The organism is Flavobacterium sp. RSSB_23 (assembly GCF_051547145.1).
In the GTDB taxonomy this organism is placed as follows: Bacteria; Bacteroidota; Bacteroidia; order Flavobacteriales; family Flavobacteriaceae; genus Flavobacterium.
The window spans coordinates 573,860-592,743 of sequence record NZ_JBPTTO010000001.1; the positions used below are offsets into that span (position 1 = coordinate 573,860).

At 34.9% G+C, this 18,884-nt stretch carries 22 protein-coding genes; 12 read left to right on the plus strand and 10 right to left on the minus strand.

Features of this window, described 5'->3' with window-relative positions:
* Positions 1 to 20 precede the first annotated feature (20 nt).
* From ACSVH9_RS02615 to ACSVH9_RS02640, 6 genes are all read left to right on the plus strand, one after another.
* Positions 21 to 797 (plus strand): hypothetical protein, encoded by a 777-nt coding sequence (locus tag ACSVH9_RS02615; protein WP_438062350.1) that lies wholly within the window; start codon positions 21 to 23, stop codon positions 795 to 797.
* 113 nt (positions 798 to 910) lie between these two features.
* Positions 911 to 1,435 carry a CIA30 family protein gene (locus tag ACSVH9_RS02620; protein ID WP_438062351.1) on the plus strand — a complete coding sequence of 175 codons (525 nt, stop codon included), beginning with the start codon at positions 911 to 913 and terminating at the stop codon, positions 1,433 to 1,435.
* A 154-nt stretch (positions 1,436 to 1,589) separates the two neighbouring features.
* Positions 1,590 to 2,039, plus strand: coding sequence for an SRPBCC family protein (locus ACSVH9_RS02625; RefSeq protein ID WP_438062352.1), 450 nt, complete (start codon positions 1,590 to 1,592; stop codon positions 2,037 to 2,039).
* Between the two features lie 29 nt (positions 2,040 to 2,068).
* Positions 2,069 to 2,497: a VOC family protein gene (locus ACSVH9_RS02630; protein ID WP_438062353.1), complete on the plus strand. Its 429-nt coding sequence runs from the start codon at positions 2,069 to 2,071 to the stop codon at positions 2,495 to 2,497.
* A 97-nt stretch (positions 2,498 to 2,594) separates the two neighbouring features.
* Complete coding sequence (locus ACSVH9_RS02635; protein ID WP_438062354.1) at positions 2,595 to 3,185, plus strand: hypothetical protein; 591 nt, start codon at positions 2,595 to 2,597, stop codon at positions 3,183 to 3,185.
* 119 nt (positions 3,186 to 3,304) lie between these two features.
* Positions 3,305 to 3,715, plus strand: a complete 411-nt coding sequence (locus tag ACSVH9_RS02640; RefSeq protein WP_438062355.1) for an OsmC family peroxiredoxin — start codon at positions 3,305 to 3,307, stop codon at positions 3,713 to 3,715.
* Positions 3,716 to 3,790: 75 nt separating this feature from the next.
* Here the strand turns inward: ACSVH9_RS02640 and ACSVH9_RS02645 are convergent, their stop codons facing one another.
* The 4 genes from ACSVH9_RS02645 to epsC form a co-directional block, all read right to left on the minus strand.
* Positions 3,791 to 4,180 carry a hypothetical protein gene (locus ACSVH9_RS02645; protein ID WP_438062356.1) on the minus strand — a complete coding sequence of 130 codons (390 nt, stop codon included), beginning with the start codon at positions 4,178 to 4,180 and terminating at the stop codon, positions 3,791 to 3,793.
* A 123-nt stretch (positions 4,181 to 4,303) separates the two neighbouring features.
* The gene (locus tag ACSVH9_RS02650; RefSeq protein WP_438062357.1) at positions 4,304 to 5,551 is read right to left on the minus strand and encodes an acyloxyacyl hydrolase; all 1,248 of its coding nucleotides are present in this window, start codon (positions 5,549 to 5,551) and stop codon (positions 4,304 to 4,306) included.
* A 106-nt stretch (positions 5,552 to 5,657) separates the two neighbouring features.
* Positions 5,658 to 6,545: a cysteine synthase CysM gene (cysM, locus tag ACSVH9_RS02655; RefSeq protein WP_438062358.1), complete on the minus strand. Its 888-nt coding sequence runs from the start codon at positions 6,543 to 6,545 to the stop codon at positions 5,658 to 5,660.
* Positions 6,545 to 7,336, minus strand: coding sequence for a serine O-acetyltransferase EpsC (gene epsC / locus ACSVH9_RS02660; RefSeq protein WP_438062359.1), 792 nt, complete (start codon positions 7,334 to 7,336; stop codon positions 6,545 to 6,547). Before epsC ends, cysM begins: the two co-directional genes overlap by 1 nt.
* Positions 7,337 to 7,541: 205 nt before the next feature.
* Here epsC and ACSVH9_RS02665 point away from each other — a divergent pair, with 205 nt between their 5' ends.
* The gene (locus tag ACSVH9_RS02665; RefSeq protein ID WP_438062360.1) at positions 7,542 to 8,243 is read left to right on the plus strand and encodes a DUF1003 domain-containing protein; all 702 of its coding nucleotides are present in this window, start codon (positions 7,542 to 7,544) and stop codon (positions 8,241 to 8,243) included.
* Between the two features lie 7 nt (positions 8,244 to 8,250).
* On the opposite strand, the gene ACSVH9_RS02670 is transcribed toward ACSVH9_RS02665, so the two are convergent.
* On the minus strand, positions 8,251 to 8,532 hold the full coding sequence (locus ACSVH9_RS02670) for a DUF2752 domain-containing protein (protein ID WP_438062361.1): 282 nt from the start codon (positions 8,530 to 8,532) through the stop codon (positions 8,251 to 8,253).
* Between the two features lie 103 nt (positions 8,533 to 8,635).
* Here ACSVH9_RS02670 and ACSVH9_RS02675 point away from each other — a divergent pair, with 103 nt between their 5' ends.
* From ACSVH9_RS02675 to ACSVH9_RS02685, 3 genes are all read left to right on the plus strand, one after another.
* On the plus strand, positions 8,636 to 8,821 hold the full coding sequence (locus ACSVH9_RS02675) for a hypothetical protein (RefSeq protein WP_438062362.1): 186 nt from the start codon (positions 8,636 to 8,638) through the stop codon (positions 8,819 to 8,821).
* A complete protein-coding gene (locus ACSVH9_RS02680) occupies positions 8,811 to 9,362 on the plus strand; it encodes a Smr/MutS family protein (protein ID WP_438062363.1) in 552 nt (183 codons plus the stop codon). Before ACSVH9_RS02675 ends, ACSVH9_RS02680 begins: the two co-directional genes overlap by 11 nt.
* Positions 9,363 to 9,770: 408 nt before the next feature.
* Positions 9,771 to 10,097 carry a GIY-YIG nuclease family protein gene (locus ACSVH9_RS02685; RefSeq protein ID WP_438062364.1) on the plus strand — a complete coding sequence of 109 codons (327 nt, stop codon included), beginning with the start codon at positions 9,771 to 9,773 and terminating at the stop codon, positions 10,095 to 10,097.
* Positions 10,098 to 10,221: 124 nt separating this feature from the next.
* Here the strand turns inward: ACSVH9_RS02685 and ACSVH9_RS02690 are convergent, their stop codons facing one another.
* The gene (locus tag ACSVH9_RS02690; protein WP_438062365.1) at positions 10,222 to 11,172 is read right to left on the minus strand and encodes a hypothetical protein; all 951 of its coding nucleotides are present in this window, start codon (positions 11,170 to 11,172) and stop codon (positions 10,222 to 10,224) included.
* Positions 11,173 to 11,322: 150 nt separating this feature from the next.
* Between ACSVH9_RS02690 and ACSVH9_RS02695 the strand changes: the two genes are divergently transcribed.
* Both ACSVH9_RS02695 and ACSVH9_RS02700 read left to right on the plus strand, forming a co-directional pair.
* Entirely contained in the window at positions 11,323 to 12,237 is a 915-nt protein-coding gene (locus tag ACSVH9_RS02695) for an EamA family transporter (protein ID WP_438062366.1), read from the plus strand.
* Between the two features lie 148 nt (positions 12,238 to 12,385).
* Complete coding sequence (locus ACSVH9_RS02700) at positions 12,386 to 13,510, plus strand: cysteine desulfurase family protein (RefSeq protein WP_438062367.1); 1,125 nt, start codon at positions 12,386 to 12,388, stop codon at positions 13,508 to 13,510.
* Between the two features lie 71 nt (positions 13,511 to 13,581).
* Here the strand turns inward: ACSVH9_RS02700 and cysK are convergent, their stop codons facing one another.
* From cysK to truA, 4 genes are all read right to left on the minus strand, one after another.
* A complete protein-coding gene (gene cysK / locus ACSVH9_RS02705) occupies positions 13,582 to 14,496 on the minus strand; it encodes a cysteine synthase A (protein ID WP_438062368.1) in 915 nt (304 codons plus the stop codon).
* Positions 14,497 to 14,671: 175 nt separating this feature from the next.
* Positions 14,672 to 16,060 (minus strand): dihydrolipoyl dehydrogenase, encoded by a 1,389-nt coding sequence (gene lpdA, locus ACSVH9_RS02710; RefSeq protein ID WP_438062369.1) that lies wholly within the window; start codon positions 16,058 to 16,060, stop codon positions 14,672 to 14,674.
* A 187-nt stretch (positions 16,061 to 16,247) separates the two neighbouring features.
* Complete coding sequence (locus ACSVH9_RS02715) at positions 16,248 to 18,002, minus strand: ABC transporter ATP-binding protein (protein WP_438062370.1); 1,755 nt, start codon at positions 18,000 to 18,002, stop codon at positions 16,248 to 16,250.
* Between the two features lie 84 nt (positions 18,003 to 18,086).
* Positions 18,087 to 18,824: a tRNA pseudouridine(38-40) synthase TruA gene (truA, locus tag ACSVH9_RS02720; RefSeq protein WP_438062371.1), complete on the minus strand. Its 738-nt coding sequence runs from the start codon at positions 18,822 to 18,824 to the stop codon at positions 18,087 to 18,089.
* Positions 18,825 to 18,884: the final 60 nt, after the last annotated feature.

Here is an 18,884-nt window from a genome sequence, read left to right on the forward strand (position 1 = left end):
TAATTTAAAAATTAAATACTTTGAAAATAAATACGTTATTACCAGGAAAATCAGGACTAGAGATTTTATGCGATAGTTATTTGATTGAAAATCTTGAATCATTCGAGGAGTTAATCGAGGTGTACAATTTGCACAAAGAAAAGAATCCTGAAATGACCATAATTCTAACTTTAGACAATTTAGGACAAGCTGAATATACAAGTGTGCATTCAACCATGTCTAATGACTTAGACGTTATCGAAGGTCACGATTTGTCAGGAATTGATAAGGAGTGTTTTGAAAATGGGGAACATTTGGGTTACCTCTCAACACCATCTGAGTTTTTTATTCTAAAAGAGAACTTCCTAAATCAAGTAAAAGACGTTGATTTTTTAACTGCATGCGACAAAGGATTAACAATTGATGAAGACGAACTAGCTATTTTAGAGGAAATCAATCAATCTCCATTTAATTTTCTAGACAAAGAAATCATTCTTAGAATTGTTCCAGTAAAGAATGCTTATGAAGGTGTTTGTGGATTTCCAAATGGCTATTTCGCTAGTGATTTGGATCCTTTTGAAAATTATGCTTTAGCTAAACATTTATTTGAGAAATATGGTTTGGAACTTTTTGGAATTGGAGCTTCGTTTTTAGGCTTTATTATGAATAGAACTTTAGATGTGCAAGAAGTACAAGAGTTGGGAGTCGATTTGTCAAATTTGTATGATACAACTCCAGAACTATTGGTGAGATTGCTTAAAATTACCCAAGAGAAGGGCTATTTGTTTTTAAAATATGTTGAATATTTAGATCATTAAAGTAAGTTTAGTATACTTTTTCCCTCGCTGGCAAACTTATACAACAGCTATTAAAAAGCTGTTAAATCTAATTAGTTGCTGGTCAGAAGTAGTACTTTAGTAGAAAAATGCCAATGCACTTTTTAATTACCCTACTTTTTATGATGACACAAGCCACTACCATCTATAATTTCAATAAAAATTCCAAGGCGAGCGATTGGACTATTGTTAATGATGGGGTTATGGGTGGGCTTTCTTATGGCAATTTTACCATAAACCAAGCAGGAAATGGTGTGTTTTCGGGCACGATTTCGTTAGAAAACAACGGAGGTTTTTCGTCAGTGCGGTATCGTTTTACACCTTTGTCCACCACTGCCAAAAGTAAAGTGGTGTTGCGCATAAAAGGAGATGGCAAAAAGTATCAGTTTCGTATCAAAGATCAATCATCAGCTTATTATTCCTATATCACTACTTTTGCTACTACTGGCGAATGGGAGACCATTACCATTGACCTCAATAGTTTGTATCCTTCTTTTAGAGGCCGACGCATAGCAGCTCCTAATTACAATAGTGATTCCTTTGAAGAGATTGTATTTTTAGTGGGCAACAAAAAACAAGAATCCTTTCAATTGCTATTGGATAGTATCGTGTTGCAATAATTGTTTTTTGATTGGCATAGGGTAATACTTTTCCAAAACGAATGCTGAAAATCTGTGCTATCGGGTTGTTTCTACTCAAGAATCCCAAAAGAGTAGTGCCGATTGCATTTATTCTAATGATATTCTCTTAAATTTGAGAGTTAAATTAAAATATATGGCAACAAACACTGTTCAGCTACATCGCGTTTTGGCGGCACCAGTCGCAAAAGTATTTCGAGCATTTGTCGAGGCAGATGCAATGGCTTCTTGGTTGCCTCCTTATGGCTTTGTTTGTAAAGTAGACCATTTAGAAGCCAAAGTAGGAGGAACCTACAAAATGTCGTTTACTAATTTTACAACAGGCAGTAGTCATTCGTTTGGAGGCGAATATCTAGAAATACTGCCCAACGAAAGACTGAAATATACCGATATCTTTGATGATCCCAATTTGCCAGGTCAAATGATTACTACGATTCAGTTCGAAACGGTTTTGTGCGGCACACAACTTTGGATTACTCAAGAAGGGATTCCTGAGGCCATTCCAACAGAAATGTGTTACTTAGGTTGGCAAGAATCGCTAGAGAAACTAAAACGTTTGGTAGAACCCAACATTCCCGATGCTTAATTCAAATGCTCACTTTTTAAACTTTAATTATGGCAAAAATAAATCCCTATATCCATTTCAATGGCAATGCCGAAGCCGCTTTTTTGTTTTATCAATCGGTTTTTGGTGGTGAGTTCACCGCGTTGTCGCATTTCAAAGACATCGCTTCTGAAGAAAATCCTATAGCAGATCATGAAGCGCATAAAATTATGCATATCGCATTACCTATTGGAGATTCGAATTTGCTCATGGGAAGTGATGTTCCAGAGGTTTTGGGACAAGTAAATGAAAACGAAAACCGAAGTAAAATTATGATTAGCGCTGCCAGCAAAGAAGAAGCGTATCATATTTTCAACGGACTTTCAGCTGGAGGGACAGTTGAAGTACCTATGGATGAAAGTCCTTGGGGAACACTATTTGGTATGTTTCGTGACCAATTCGGAATTGAGTGGATGATAGATTTTAATCCTGAAAAGTAATACTTAAATAAGCTTAGAAAAAGAGATGTTTTTTACTAGCAAAAGAATTTTTTTTTTTGCTTTTACTAAAATGTGTTTAATATTTAATTAATGGTGAATGGGTTTAGATAGTGTAGAACTTTTAATGCGATTCGAAAAGGAGTTTAAAAAGGATGTGCCTGATGAAGATGCTGCAACACTTTCAACAGTTGGTGATGTAGCCAATTGGTTTTTTAATAATATAGTTATTCATTCACCAGACAAGGGAGTTAAGCAGCAAATACTTGATAAGTTGCAATTAGCTTTACAAACATTGACTTCTAAAGCTGATTTTAAAGAGAATGATGTCTTAAGAGATTTTATTCCTAAAGAAAACCTGAAGAGCTTTTGGCGCGATTTGGAATTTGAATTGAAGCTAAAAATACCGAAGCTAAATCCTCAAGATTTTACTGAAGAAAGACTTAAAGACATCAAAATTTTAGGAATTACAATTTCGAGACCAAAGCAAGCTGTTTTGGATATGCAATTCAGCAGATTTTCGGAGTGTATAGGAGCGATAAACTATGAAAAACTTGTTGATTTTGATACTATTTCAAGTTTGTTCGAGATTACAATTGCTACAATTGCTATAACCCACGAACAATGCGGAATAGCCATAGATGAAATATTTGTAACAAGTTCTTTTACTAATGATTTGGGGATTGATTAGTATTTCTAATGAATATTAGTAAGAACAACTGATATTAAACTTTAGTTAAATAAATTCATACTAAATAGTTATCTAGTCAATTACATCTAAATTTGAGTTGGACTATAAAACTATTAGCTATGAAAAGACATGCCACCGCAGTTTGGACTGGTTCCTTAAAAGAAGGAGCAGGGAAGTTGACCACACAAAGTACTACTTTGTCAAATACCCAATATTCGTTTACTTCAAGATTTGAGGAAGGAGTGGGGACCAATCCCGAAGAATTAGTAGCGGCTGCTCATGCTGGTTGCTTTACCATGCAATTGACTGCATTTATTGGAGAAACACTAGCAGTTATTGAAAGCATTGACACCAAATGTGTAATCAATTTAGTAGAGGGTTCTATTATTGGTTCGCACCTTACTGTTAAAGCAAAAATCTCAGGGATTACTGATGCTGTATTTCAAGAATTAGTGACTAAAGCAGAAAAGAATTGTCCTATTTCTAAATTATTTAACACACAAATTACTACTACAGCCACTTTAGTATAAGGTACTATTTTTTTAATAAAAGAAAAGAGCCAATTGTTTTAATTGGCTCTTTTTATGTAAATGGATTTCGTTTTATTAGTAGATTAAGGTCGGTTTTCCGTCAATACAACTCACGCTTTTGGGAACAGGTGTAATATCACAAGGTGAATTGGCTCCCGTTTTTTTATTGAATATTTCTACAGCATTATTGTAAGCCTTAATTTTGGTCTCGAATGCAATTAAGTTTATTTTCCTTGCATAAGGAATATAAGAGTCTACACCGCCACAAGGTTTAACTCCAATTCCCTTAAATGACCATTCTTGCTCATTAGTACAAGTCATAGTGTTGGCTAATGACATACTGATAATTTCATTGTACATAGCTTCTATAGCAGCTGCGTCATAGTCTTGATTCGTGCTCTCCTCATTACTGCAAGAAAGTAATGTAATACAAATTGCCAATAGCATAAAAGATATTTTTTTCATAAATACTGATTTAGGATTAGTATATCTAAGAGGGAGATAAATATAAAAGGTTGCGTTAATATATTGAAATGCAATAGAAAAAAATAAGTAACTACTTTAATAGCAGATCCGTAATTTGAAAAATTATTTATTCTTCAATTTAGGACTATACACATATCCAAAGCTCAGTTCAGAAAAATCAGCCTGTCCTAAGTTTGAATTGATAGTTGCAGCAATAAATACATTGTGTTTTGGAGTTTTTTTTGCAGTAATAGCATAATAGCGGAAGCCTACACGAGAAGAAACATACTGCTTTATTTTTGCTTTCGTGCCAAATTCGTCAGCTATGTCTATGCTGGTATAGCCGCCATTGTTTACATGCCAATCTAATTTGTAAGCTGGTTTGTAAAGATTAATTCCTAATTCTGCTTCTACACTAAAATGGTTTATTAAAACTTCACAACTGCTAAATACCCCAAAAGCAGTAGCATTTTGATAAGGATTTTTTGTTAATTCTGGAAAATGAGTAGTAACTATACTGCCTTCTTCTTTGATGTAATCATAATAATCTTCATAAAATCTATAATAGAAGTTTAGTCCATATTTGAATGATTTGTTCTTTATTCTACCCATTCCAAAGGAGGCAGTGTATACATTTTTAAGAGAATTGTAGTTTCTAAATAGTGTTTTATATCCCAATCCCAATCGAGTAGTATAGTAGGTTTGTGTCTCTGATGGATTTGTATTAGCAGTCTCCTCTGATAAAGGAATAGTATTTTTTGTAAAATTGAATTCGGTTTTAACTGTAGCTAAATAAGAATTCAAACCCAGATTAGGCCAGCGGGTGTGACCATTGGAAGAGTGGGTAAGCCCTCCACCAATTTTAATATTGAAATCTTTTCGATGTACTAAATCATAATACAAAAAGGAACGAAAAGCCCAAGTAAAGTGTGTTGAGATAGCATGGTTCCCAGGATTGGTTACTTTATCATAGATAAGATTGTTGTAGGAACCACCCAAACCGACTTGAAAGCGGATTCTATCTGTGACCTTATTCAAAATGCCAAAATCGAAGAAGGGCATAACAGTAATACCATAGCCAACTTTCTCTCGATTTCCAAAATCTGCATAAGAAAGCAAAATACCTGTTTTTGGATAATTCAGTAGTTTGCCCCAACTATCGTTTTCAAAGGTAGTTGTGCCCAATGTAAGGTCTAAACCTTGTTGCATTTTTGTTTCTGGATAAATACTTAGTGGCGGCATTGTTTGCCCCATTGTATAACCCACTCCAATAAAATTAAAGTTGTTTTTGGTTGTTGAGGTACTTTCTTGTGCTACTGCTATTGAACTAATTAATGCGATTACAAGTACTGTTGTTTTTTTTAAAATCATTTTGTGGAATCTATAATTTGATTTAGTCTCTAAATCAAATTTGACATATTGACTATTCCTGAATTTTTGTATAACAAAAATATGAATATCAATCAATTAAGAGAAATTATTCAAATAAATCTGAAGACAAATACCGATCGCCACGATCACAGATAATAGCAACGATAACCCCAGATTCCAAGGTCTCAGCAATTTTCAAAGCCGCTGCTACTGAACCACCGCTGCTCATTCCAGCAAATACGCCTTCTTCTTTGGCTAAGCGTTTGGTCATCGCTCTAGCTTCTGTTTCGGTTACTTCTATAACGGTATCCACTTTTGAAGCATCAAAAATTTTAGGCAAGTATTCTTGTGGCCATTTGCGAATACCCGGAATTTGAGAGCCATCACTAGGCTGTGCCCCAACAATTTGAATCGAAGGATTTTTTTCTTTCAAATAGGTTGAGGTACCAATAATAGTTCCTGTTGTCCCCATAGCCGATACAAAATGAGTTACAGTTCCTTCTGTATCTTCCCAGATTTCTGGACCTGTGGTTTTGTAATGGGCTTTCCAGTTGTCATCATTGGCAAATTGGTTAAGCATGATATAACCGCCTTCAGCTACTTTTTTGTCAGCATAATCTCTTGAACCAATGATGCCCGTACTTGCAGGCGTTAAGATTACTGTAGCGCCATAAGCTCTCATAGTTTGTGTGCGTTCTATGGTAGAATCTTCGGGCAAAACCAATTCTATTTCAATATTGAATAATTGTGCAATCATTGCCAAAGCGATGCCTGTGTTTCCACTGGTTGCTTCGATTAATTTATCGCCTTTTTTGATGTCTCCTCGTTCAATTGCCGATTTAATCATATTGTAGGCTGCACGGTCTTTTACACTTCCTCCAGGATTGTTTCCTTCAAGTTTTAGAAGCAATTTTACGTTGGGATTTTGTACTAAATTTTGACTTATTACTAATGGTGTGTTTCCAATAAGATCGACTAACTTTTGTGGTTTCATTATCGTTTTTCTTTTATCTTAACCTCAGTTGTTGTTGTGTTTAATACAGTTGAATCGGCTGGTATTGATTTTGTTACCCATGAATTTCCACCTACGATACTATTTTGTCCTATTACAGTTCCGCCTCCAAGTATAGTGGCATTGGCATAAATACATACATTTTTTTCAACCGTTGGATGGCGTTTGTCATTTTTCATTTCTTTGCTAACACTTAGCGCGCCCAAAGTAACTCCTTGGTATATTTTGACATTTTCTTCGATTATCGTCGTTTCACCAATCACAATTCCGGTAGCGTGATCAATAAAAAACGGTGAAGCTATCGTGGCGCCAGCATGAATATCGGTTCCAGTAATTCGATGCGCATATTCACTCATTAATCTTGAAAAAAGTAATAAGTCAAGTAAATACAATTCGTGACTTAATCTATAAATAGCAATGGCATAAAAGCCTGGGTAAGCTAAATATACTTCTTCAATACTATTCGAAGCGGGGTCATTTTTTAAAATGTATGCGGCATCTTGATTGAGTTGTTCTAAAACCAAAGGTAATTTTTCAAGGAAATTATCCCAAGCGCATTCGCAAAGATCTTCGGGTTTCTTGCAAGCAATTTTTGCAATTTCTTTGAATTGAATTTCTAATTCATCAATGCTCTGGTCTAAAGAGGCATTGGAGTCAAACAAGGTGTAAAACAGCTTTTCAGTAAATGCCTCTGTTTTAGTTTTTATGCTATAATTAATAGTCAAATGACTCTTATGCGTGCGTATATTTTGAATAATCTGATGTCTTGACACAATATAAAAATTATTAAAATGAATTCGAAGACGTAAAAGTAAGGTGTTTTTTAGAGATAGCACTATTTTTGAAAGCAATAAATATAACTTTAGTCTATTTTTTTGATAGATTGTATAGGGAGTTATTTTTTGTTATTAAATAAGTTACTATGGGCTAATGACGTAAATTAGCTTAATAATTGCTATTTACCATTAAATCATGATTATGAAAAACCATTCTACTTTCAAAAGCGTTCTCTCCAATATTGAGTTTCCAATAAATGAGCGTATTTCTGGTCACGCAATACAAAATCCAATTTTAGGACTTATAAAAGCGGATCATCCTGATTTTTCAAGTGATCAATATATTGCAATATCGGAGTTGAATTTTTACAGAGAAAAATATATTTCAAATTATCTTTTGACTGAAATTGGAGAATTGAGTCATTTGGAACAACATGTTATTGGTTCATTGAAGGAAGACACATCTTTGGTATCAGAAGTGGAAGATGAGATTGAAACGAGAACGTTTGGTCAAATTGTAGCAGATAAAGTGGCTACTTTTGGAGGAAGTTGGACTTTTATTATCTGTTTTGGAATTTTTATTTTGCTTTGGATTTGTCTTAATACATTTATTTATCTTAATAAAGGGTTTGATCCTTATCCGTTTATTTTATTGAATTTAATCTTGTCTTGTTTGGCGGCTTTGCAAGCTCCTGTGATTATGATGAGTCAAAATCGTCAGGAAGAAAAAGATAGAGTTCGTGCCAAAAAAGATTATATGATTAATTTAAAATCAGAATTGGAAGTCAGAATGCTACATGATAAATTAGACCATCTAATCCAGCACCAACAACATGAGTTGATTGAAATTCAAAAAGTACAAATCGAAATGATGAATGATATTTTGAGCCGAATGAAGATGTAATTCGGTATTAAAAATGTTTATAGATATAGCCGCCAATCACAAAAACAAGATTAATAGCAATTAGAATTGTCAATATATTTTTGGTTGTTACTGTTTTTTTTGTGTTGTAAAATAAAAGAATACCAAAAAACATTACAAGCATAGAGTATACCGCAGGGTACATTACAAAAGCAGCACCCCATTCTCCTTTTAGCAACAAAAGCAGGGCGCGTTGAAAACCACAACCTAAGCATTCTATGCCAAATAGTGTTTTGGTCAAACAAGGAATCATGTATTTTTCTAGATGCATTTGCTTTTATTTAGTACAATTTTACAAAAAAAGCCGATTCCTTTTTTAATAATCGGTCCACCCGTTTTTTATTTCTTATTTTTGAAGCTTGAAATTTTTTGAAATGAAGAAATTGATGATTCTGATTATGGCAATAGCCATTGGAGTAGCCTTATATGAACAAGCTAAACCTGAAAAAAATGTGTATTTGATGGTTATTGCTATTGTTGTTTTTATGTATGGAATGATGCGATTAAGCGCTAAAACACCTAGTAAAAATCAAGAGAAAGAAGAAAAAGATGTGGAATAAAGGAGATAAAGTGTCAGTTTTAGACGATGATATTGATGGTGTTGTTGTAGCAGTAAATGGTACTCAAATCACAATTGAAACCGAAGATGGTTTCGTTATGAATTTTGATGAAAAAGAATTGGTTCGATTAAATGAAGCTAATAATTTAATGGATACCATTAGAAGAATTAATGTAGATGAAATTATCAAGGAAAAAACAATTCCAGCTCCTAGAAGTTTTGTAAAAGAACGCAAAGAGAAAAAAGAGGCTGGAGTGCCTGAATTTGATTTGCATATTGAAAAGTTAGTGCCCAATAAAAGAGGAATGTCTAATTATGATATTTTGACTTTACAAGCGGATACAGCCAAACGCCATATTGAATTTGCTATTAGAAATAGAATTCCTAAAATTGTATTTATTCATGGTGTAGGTGAAGGAATACTTAAAGCAGAATTGGATTTTTTGTTGGGACGTTACGAAAACATTTCTTTTCAGGATGCTAATTATCAAAAATATGGTTTGGGCGCTACAGAAGTTTATTTTAAACAGAATAGTAAATAATTCATTTATTTTTGTTCTTTCTATAATCCTGAGTGCAGTGTGATGCTTCCTACGTCAGCATGACAAAATAGCTTATGAATTTCCCACACTGTTTGTCCTTCCGACGAAGGAGGAATCGCATATTGCAGGTTTAAGTGAATGTGATGCTTCCTACGTCTGCTTAACAAAATAACTTATGAATTTCCCACACCGTTTGTCCTTCCGAAGAAGTAGGAATCGCATATTGCAGGTTTAAGTGAATGAGATGCTTCCTAGGTCTGCTTAACAAAATAACTTATGAATTTCCCATACCGCTTGTCCTTCCGACTGAGGAGGAAACGCATGATCTAGGTGAAAGTTTATCAAAATTCACTATAATTGTATTATAGATAATTTATCATAAGTTGCACAGTGAAAGTTAATAATGTTATGTTTGGACATATAGAAGGAAATCATTCCTACTATGTTTATATTATTACAAATAAATATCGTTCTACGTTTTATGTTGGAATGACTAATGATTTGAGTAGAAGATTAAAAGAACATAAGCAAAATATTGAAAATGGAGTTTTAACTTTTGCCTCAAAATACAATATTGAGTTTTTAGTTTATTATCAAAAGTTTACTTGGGTTCAAGAGGCTATTGCTAGAGAAAAGGAGATAAAAGGTTGGCGAAGAGAAAAAAAGTTGAATCTGATTCGGTCGTTTAATGAAAATTTTGAATTTTTGAATGAGCGTTTTACTAATTTGATTTGACTCTAATTTTTTAGTTTCTGTTTTTGTCTAGATATATGAAGTTTTCCATCCGTTTTTTGGATTCGTAAAAACAAAAAGGTCAATTCCAATAGAATTGACCTTTTTTATTCTTGAAAAAGAAGGATTAATTAGTAATTAATTCTCCATAGATATAATTGTCTCCCAACGAAAAATCATCACTTCCTCTTACCATTTTTGCTTTTTTAAGTACTATGGTATGTTTGAATCCAGTACCAAAAGTTGTGGTAGTAACTTCGATTATACCTTCGGTATTAGCTACGCCAGCAGCGGCTTTCCATTCTTGAAAAAGTGTTGGTGTTGTAGGGGTGGTGGTATTGCAAAAATAACTTTCCGTCAAAAGACCAGTATATGATCTGTAGATTAGAGAATTGGTTGTGCTGCCAATTAATGCCGTTCTTGGAGTGTTCAATGCTGTTACTTCGTTTTTAATTAATCCTGCTTCGATGTTGTTTAGGGTTAAGGCCTCACTATTGATAAAATTGTATACTTGTTTAGACGTAGTACACTGCCCTAAAGTTTTGGTAAAAGCAAATGGGATTGAAGTTACAGTTGTCTTATAATCCCCAAAAATAAACTCAGGATACTTTTGCCTATCATTATTTGTTTTTATGAATACTATGTTTTTAAGTACGATGTAATGGTTGTAACCTGAAATTTTGGTGCTGTTAGTAGTAGCATCTGTTGTTTTTATTGGAGTACTAGTAATCACTATTTTTCCGCCGTCTTCTGCAGTCCATTGGTCAACTACAATTGGTGTGGCTGGGGGAATGGTTTCACAAATGTTATCCGTTTTTACGGTTCCGTTGAAAAAACGATAGACCACTCTATTACTTCCTCCGATAGTAATTTCTTGTGTTTTGGTTTCACTAGGAAAAATAAAGCCTGGAAGTTCTAGTAATAAAGCTTCTTTTTCATTTAGTTTATAAATAATATCATTGTTGGCACAGGTTTCAACCGTAGCCTTATCAAAATTAATGTCCTCTAAAAAAAGGTCGCCGTCATCACAACCGCTAATCATAACTACTAAGAATAGTATTCCTAAAAATCTTTTCATTTCTTTACTTTATTTTAAGCAAAAATAGAATTTTTAATTGGTATCCGCTTCATTACTGATTTTAAAATGATGTTAATGTAAGCCGATTTATTTTGGAAGAAAAAGACAAGCCAAATGAAATTAGTACCTTTGCCGTCCTATTTAATCTAAATGAAACAAACGAAATATTATCTTGCTGCATTTTCCGCTTTCTTTATTTGGGGATTTTTCAGCTTGGCACTAAAACCTATTGCCGATTTTCCTTCTTTGGACATCCTTTTTTACCGCGTTTTTTTGAGTGTTGTACTTTTGACGCTTTTGAATATTGTTTTTAGAAAAAGCGTGATTCGAGAGAATTGGGTCCTTTTTCAAAATTTTGAGCCAAAAGTTAAGAAAACCATTTTGTGGTTGACATTAGGAGGAAGTTTAATACTGGCTTCGAATTGGTTTATTTTTATTTATGTTGTCAATCACGTTAGTGTGAAGGCAGGTTCCTTGGCTTACTTGATTTGCCCGATACTGACGACCGTTTTTGCCTTTTTTCTTTTAAAAGAAACACTTTCAAAGACGCAATGGTTTGCGGTTTCATTGAGTGTTGTGAGTTGTTTGTTGTTGTCAATGAATGATTTGCATGATATTTTTTATAGCTTGGTGGTAGCAGCGTCTTATGCGCTCTATTTGGTAAGTCAACGAAAAAATAATCAAATGGATAAACTTTTGGTACTCAATGTGCAATTGCTTTTTATTGCGCTGTTGATACTGCCATTTTATCCTATTTATAGCGGTCCGCTTCCTACAACAACTTTGTTTTATGGTTGTTTGTTATGTATTGTGGTCTTTTTTACGATTATTCCTTTATTTTTAAATTTGTTTGCATTGAAAGGAATTTCCTCTGCGACAGTTGGAATTTTGATGTATATAAATCCAATGATTAATTTTGCAATTGCTTTGTTGTATTTCAAAGAGAAAATAAATGGAATTCAACTCTTTTCGTATGTACTGATTTTGATTTCTGTTGTGATTTTTAATAAGAAAGTGATATTGGAACTATTGAAAAAATCGAAAGAAAAACGATTGGTTGCCTAAAGAACGTTTGGTTTTGCAGGGTTTGCGTGAGGGTAGAAGTGGAGCTCTTTTTTAGAGACTTTTTTGGCTCTAAAAAAAGCGGGAATGGATGCCCGACCCGACTTTTTCTGGCGGGGCACGCCCAAATAAAAATGAATAGTATTTAATTATGAAAAAAGTATATCTCGACAATGCTTCTACAACTGCGATGCGTCCCGAAGTGATTCAGGTGATGGTGGATTGTATGGCGCAAGATTACGGAAATCCGTCGTCTACGCATAGTTTGGGGCGTCACGCCAAAAGTATTTTGGAACTGTCTAGAAAGAGCATTGCCAAGGCTTTGAATGCTACGGCGCAAGAGATTTTGTTTACATCGGGTGGGACAGAGGCTAATAATTGGATTTTGCGTTCGGCAGTGAAGGATTTGAAGGTGAAGCGGATTATTTCGAGCAAAATGGAGCATCATGCGGTTTTGTATCCTATTTTGGAATTGCAAAAGGAGTTTGGTGTTCAAGTGGAATATGTAGAAAATTCGGCTGATGGTGTACTTGATTTGACGCATTTAGTAGACTTGTTTTCTGAATCTTCGGAGAAAACTTTGGTGAGCTTGATGCATGTGAACAATGAAACGGGTGTAGTTTTGGATTTGGAACGTGTGTCACAAATTTGTCAAGAGCATAATGCGTTGTTTCACTCGGACACGGTGCAATCTGTAGGCAAAGCGATTTTGGATTTGCAAAAAGTACCTGTAGATTTTATAGTGAGCAGTGCCCATAAATTTCATGGACCCAAAGGAGTTGGTTTTGCTTTTATTCGAAAAAATTCGGGTTTGCAGCCTTTGTTTTTTGGTGGAGAACAAGAAAAAGGACTGCGTTCTGGAACGGAAGCAATTCATCAAATTGCTGGAATGGCAAAGGCTTTGGAAATTTCTTATGCCAATTTAGAAGAAGAACAACAGCAAATCAGTGCTCTAAAACAGTATTGTTTGGAAAAATTAGCGTTGCACTTTGCTGGAGTTAAAGAAAATGGAGTTGCTACTTTTTATCCGATTTTGAATGTGCAATTGCCTTTTTCAGCGGATAAAACGGCTATGATTTTGTTTTATTTGGATATGAAAGGGATTTTTGTTTCAAGAGGAAGTGCTTGCCAGTCGGGAAGTGTGAAACCTTCGCATGTATTGGCTGAAATGCTCTCGGAAGATGATTTGAAAAAACCAAGTTTGCGAATATCGTTCAGTCATTTATCCACTCAAGAAGATGTAGATTTGTTGATTGAGGCGTTGAAAGGCGTTTAATTCTCTCTCTTTTAAAATACAAAACCTGACAATTGTGAAGTTGTCAGGTTTTTTGTTTTATATAATTTATGTTATTCGAACAAGCCTTCGATACTCAAATAACGTTCGCCAGTATCATAGCAAAAAGTGAGAACGGTTGCGCCTTCTGGGATTTCGTTTAGTTTTTTGTCTACAGCGGCTAAAGAGGCACCAGATGAAATACCTAACAGGATTCCTTCTTCTTTAGCGGCTCTTTGTGCATAAGCAAATGCCTCGTCTTTGCTAACTTGTATGGTGCCGTCAAGTAATTCGGTGTGTAAATTGATGGGTATAAAACCAGCACCAATCCCTTGAATTGGGTGTGGACTTGGCGCACCTCCACTAATTACAGGAGAAGCTTCTGGTTCTACCGCAAATACTTTTAGGTTAGGAAAGTGTTGTTTTAGGATTTCTGCACAACCTGTAATATGTCCACCAGTGCCGACTCCAGTGATGAGGTAGTCAATTCCGTTTGGAAAGGCATTAATGATTTCTTGGGCTGTTTTTTGCTTGTGCACCTCAATATTTGCTGGGTTTTCGAATTGCAGTGGTGACCAAGAGTTTGGGATTTCGTTGACTAATTCTTGCGCTTTTTCGATGGCGCCTTTCATTCCTTTTTCGCGCGGCGTCAATACAAATTCTGCACCATAGATACTCATTAAGCGACGTCTTTCTATGGACATGGATTCTGGCATAACCAAAATAAGGCGGTATCCTTTTACTGCTGCAACCATGGCTAAGCCAATGCCTGTGTTACCAGAAGTAGCCTCGATGATGGTGCTGCCTTTTTGTAAAATTCCTTTTGCTTCTGCATCTTCAATCATGGCTAAAGCGATACGGTCTTTGATACTAGCCCCAGGATTGGCGCGCTCTAATTTAATCCAAACGGATGCTTTATCTCCAAAAAGTTTGTTGATTTTTACTTGAGGCGTGTTGCCAATCGTTTCGAGTATGTTGTTATAATTCATAGTTGTGTTTTTAAATTTTAAATCCTATTAAATCTATAGAATAAATTGTATTTAACAAATAGCTGACCGTTAATTCTATGATAAAATGAAATTACATAAAAAAATCCGTTTTGTATTGAACAAAACGGATTCTATATTTATCTATAATCTACTTAAGAAGATTTAGAACAAAATGTTACAAGTGAATTACTTCGCCATAAGCATCAGCAACTGCTTCCATAACTGCTTCACTCATAGTTGGGTGAGGATGGATGGCTTTTAAGATTTCGTGACCTGTAGTTTCTAGTTTACGAGCAACAACTGCTTCAGCAATCATATCCGTAACACCAGCTCCAATCATATGGCATCCTAACCATTCGCCGTATTTGGCATCGAAAATTACTTTTACAAAACCATCTGCAGCTCCAGAAGCTTTTGCTTTTCCAGAAGCAGAGAATGGGAATTTACCAATTTTCAATTCATATCCTTTTTCTTTGGCTTGTTTTTCAGTTAAACCAACAGAAGCAATTTCAGGCGTTGCGTAAGTACAACCTGGTACATTTCCGTAATCGATTGGTTCTACATGAAGACCTGCAATTTTTTCAACACAGTTGATTCCTTCAGCAGAAGCAACGTGCGCTAAAGCTTGACCTGGAGTTACATCGCCAATAGCGTAGTAACCAGGAATGTTAGTAGCATTATAAGCGTTCACTAAAATTTTATCTCTATCAGTAGCAATACCTACTTCTTCTAATCCAATGTTTTCAATGTTGGTTTTGATTCCAACAGCTGATAATAAAATATCTGCTTCTAAAACTTCTTCACCTTTAGCCGTTTTTACATAGGCTTTTACACCAGCACCAATAGTATCGATTCTTTCTACAGAAGAGTTAGTCATGATTTTAACTCCTGCTTTTTTCATAGAACGTTCCATTTGTTTAGAAATGTCTTCGTCTTCTACAGGAACAATATTTGGCATAAATTCTACAATAGTAACCTCTGTTCCCATTGAGTTGTAGAAATGTGCAAACTCTACTCCAATTGCTCCAGAACCAACAATAATCATAGATTTAGGTTGAGTTGGTAAAGTCATGGCTTGTCTGTAACCAATTACTTTTACACCATCTTGAGGTAAGTTAGGCAATTCACGAGAACGAGCACCTGTAGCGATAATGATATGGTCAGCGCTATATTCAGTTACTTTTCCATCTTTATCAGTAACGTCTAGTCTTTTTCCAGCTTTTAGCTTTCCAAATCCGTCAATAACGTCAATTTTATTTTTTTTCATTAAGAACTGAACCCCTTTGCTCATTCCGTCAGCTACACTACGGCTACGGTTAACTACAGCACCAAAATCTTTGTCAAATTCTTTTACAGTCAATCCATAGTCAGAAGCATGTTTTAAATAATCAAAAACTTGTGCTGATTTTAGTAAGGCTTTGGTTGGGATACATCCCCAGTTCAAGCAAACGCCACCAAGGTTTTCTTTTTCTACAACAGCAACTTTAAAACCTAATTGTGAAGCTCTAATGGCTGTAACATAACCTCCAGGACCACTTCCTAAAACTATAATATCGTATTTCATTTTTTTTAATTTTTAATTTTTAAAATAGGATGAATTTGTATGTAAAAAATTCATAGTGTTGTTTTTCACACGGTCACAAAATTAAGGATTTATTCTGTTTTGAGAAAGTTTCATTAATAGAATGTGATAATCTAACAAAATTAGTCTGTTATTTAATTTTTTTGCAATTTCTAAAAGGGCTTCAAAACTAATTCGCTATCGAAAACTGCGAATCGTATAGGTTTTTATAAAACCCTTTTTCCTGATTGATTAATTCCTGATGGGTTCCTTGTTCTACAATTAAGCCTTTGTCCATAACTACGATTTTGTCCGCGTTTACAATAGTAGCCAAACGGTGAGCAATCACTATTGAGGTTCTGCCTTGTGTAATGGTTTCGGTAGCTCTCTGAATCAATTCTTCAGAATAGGTGTCGATAGAAGACGTAGCTTCATCTAAAATTAAAATACTTGGGTTGGACACAAAAGCACGTAAAAAAGCAATCAATTGTCGCTGACCAGACGAAAGCATAACCCCGCGTTCTTTTACGTCAAAATTATAATCATCGGGCAAACTCATGATAAAGTCATGTACTCCAATTTTTTTGGCAGCAGCTACTACTTCCTCTCTTGTAATTTCTGGATTATTAAGGGTAATGTTGTTGTAAATAGTATCGGCGAACAAAAACACATCCTGAAGCACCACCGCTATTTGTTTACGTAGTGAACTTAAAGTGTAATTTTCAATATTATGATGGTCTATGTAAATGGAACCACTGTTGATTTCGTAAAAACGATTCAATAAATTAATTATAGTCGATTTTCCTGCGCCTGTAGAACCCACAATAGCAATGGTTTGTCCTGCGCTAACTTCTAAGTCAATACCTTTGATTACTTCTTCATCCGGAATATAACCAAAACGAACGTCTTTAAAAAGGATGTTTCCTTCAAAAATAGGAGCTTCTACGGTTCCAGTATCCTGAATTTGGTCTTCGGTATCCAAAATATCAAACACACGATTGGCTGCAATCATTCCCAATTGCATTTCGTTGAATTTATCCGCGATTTGGCGCAAGGGATTGAACAGCATTCCGATAAACATAGTGTACGAAAACAAATCTCCAAATGTGGTAAAGTTGTCACCGTTCAATATTTTGATTCCACCATACAAAACGATAAATCCCAAAGTCAACGACGAGATAATATCAGCAATAGGGAAGAAAATGGAGTTGTATAAAATTGTTTTTATCCAAGCTTTTCTGTGTTTATCATTGATATTTTTGAATTTATCAAACTCAATATCTTCACGATTGAACAACTGAACGATTTTCATTCCTGTTACGCGTTCTTGAACGAAAGTATTCATATTCGCAATTTGGGTACGTACTTCCTCAAAAGCCACTTGCATTTTCTTTTGGAAAATACGCGTGAAAAAGACCAAAACCGGCATAGCTACAATAACAATCCAAGTGAGTTTCCAGTTCATATAGAACATAAAAATAAGTACCACAAGCATTTTCATCAAATCACTAATAATCATGAAAAGTCCTTGACTAAAAATACGAGCAATGGCTTCAATGTCCGATACACAACGGGTTACGACTTGTCCAACAGGAACCAAATCAAAGTATTTCATCCTAAAACTGAGTAAATGTGCAAACAATTTAATTCGGATGTCTTTTACAATATCTTGTCCCAACCAATTAGCCCAAAACACAAAATAGAATTGCGAGAAAACTTCTAGAAGCAATACAATTCCCATCAAGGAAACATACAAAAGTAAACCTTGTTGGTCATGGGTTTTGATGTATCCATCGACTGTTTGCTTTAACAAATACGGACGTAAAGCTGCAAAAACCGATAAGGAAATGGCAAAGGCAATGACCCCATTAAATCGTAATTGATAGGGTTTTGTATATTTTAAAATTCTTTTGAATAATCGAGTATCGAATGCTTTTGCTTTCATGTTTAGGAGCTATTTCCCGCTATTTGCTGCAATCTTTTTTGTTTTTAAAGGAAAAACAAAAAAGGATTTCCACTACTATCGGGGCTATTTTAGGTATTCATAAGTGATTTCGGTTAAGTACAAACCATGCGCTGGAACCGAAAAACCTGCTTTTTCTCTGTTTTTGCTTTTTATGATGTTTTCAAAATCAACCAAAGTGATTTTATGTAATCCCACATTGACTAATGTTCCTACAATAGAACGCACCATATTTCTCAAAAAACGATTGGCGGAAATGGTAAAAATCAAACTATCTTTTTCCTTTCTCCAAACTGCGTCAAATATAGTGCAATCAAATGTATTTACGTCGGTATTCACTTTCGAAAAGCACTGAAAGTCGGTATGATTTAACAATAATTTAGCAGCTTCATTCATTAAGGCTACATCCAAATCTTGATGGTAATACCAACTCAATCCTTCTAGAAAAGGATTTTTTAGGGTATTGATGTGGTATTCGTAAGTGCGTTTGGTAGCATCAAATCGGGAATGCGCTTCATCGCTTACGGGGATAATTTCAAATATGGCGATATCTTTTGGTAAATACGAATTGAGTTTGTGCACCAAGGTTTCTGTGTCAAGTTCTTTTTCGCTATCAAAATGAGCATACATTTGGCTGGCATGTACGCCAGTATCAGTTCGACCAGCACCCATAATATTGACAGTGGTGTTCAAAAGCACCGAAAGGGCTTTGTTCAGGGTTTCTTGTACAGAGCTGGCATTGGGTTGGTATTGCCAACCGTGATAAGCAGTTCCGTTATAGGCTAATTGTATAAAGTACCTCAAGATGTTTTGTGATTTTGGGTTGTAATCGTTTTAATGCGTTACAAAGGTAGGGTAACGATT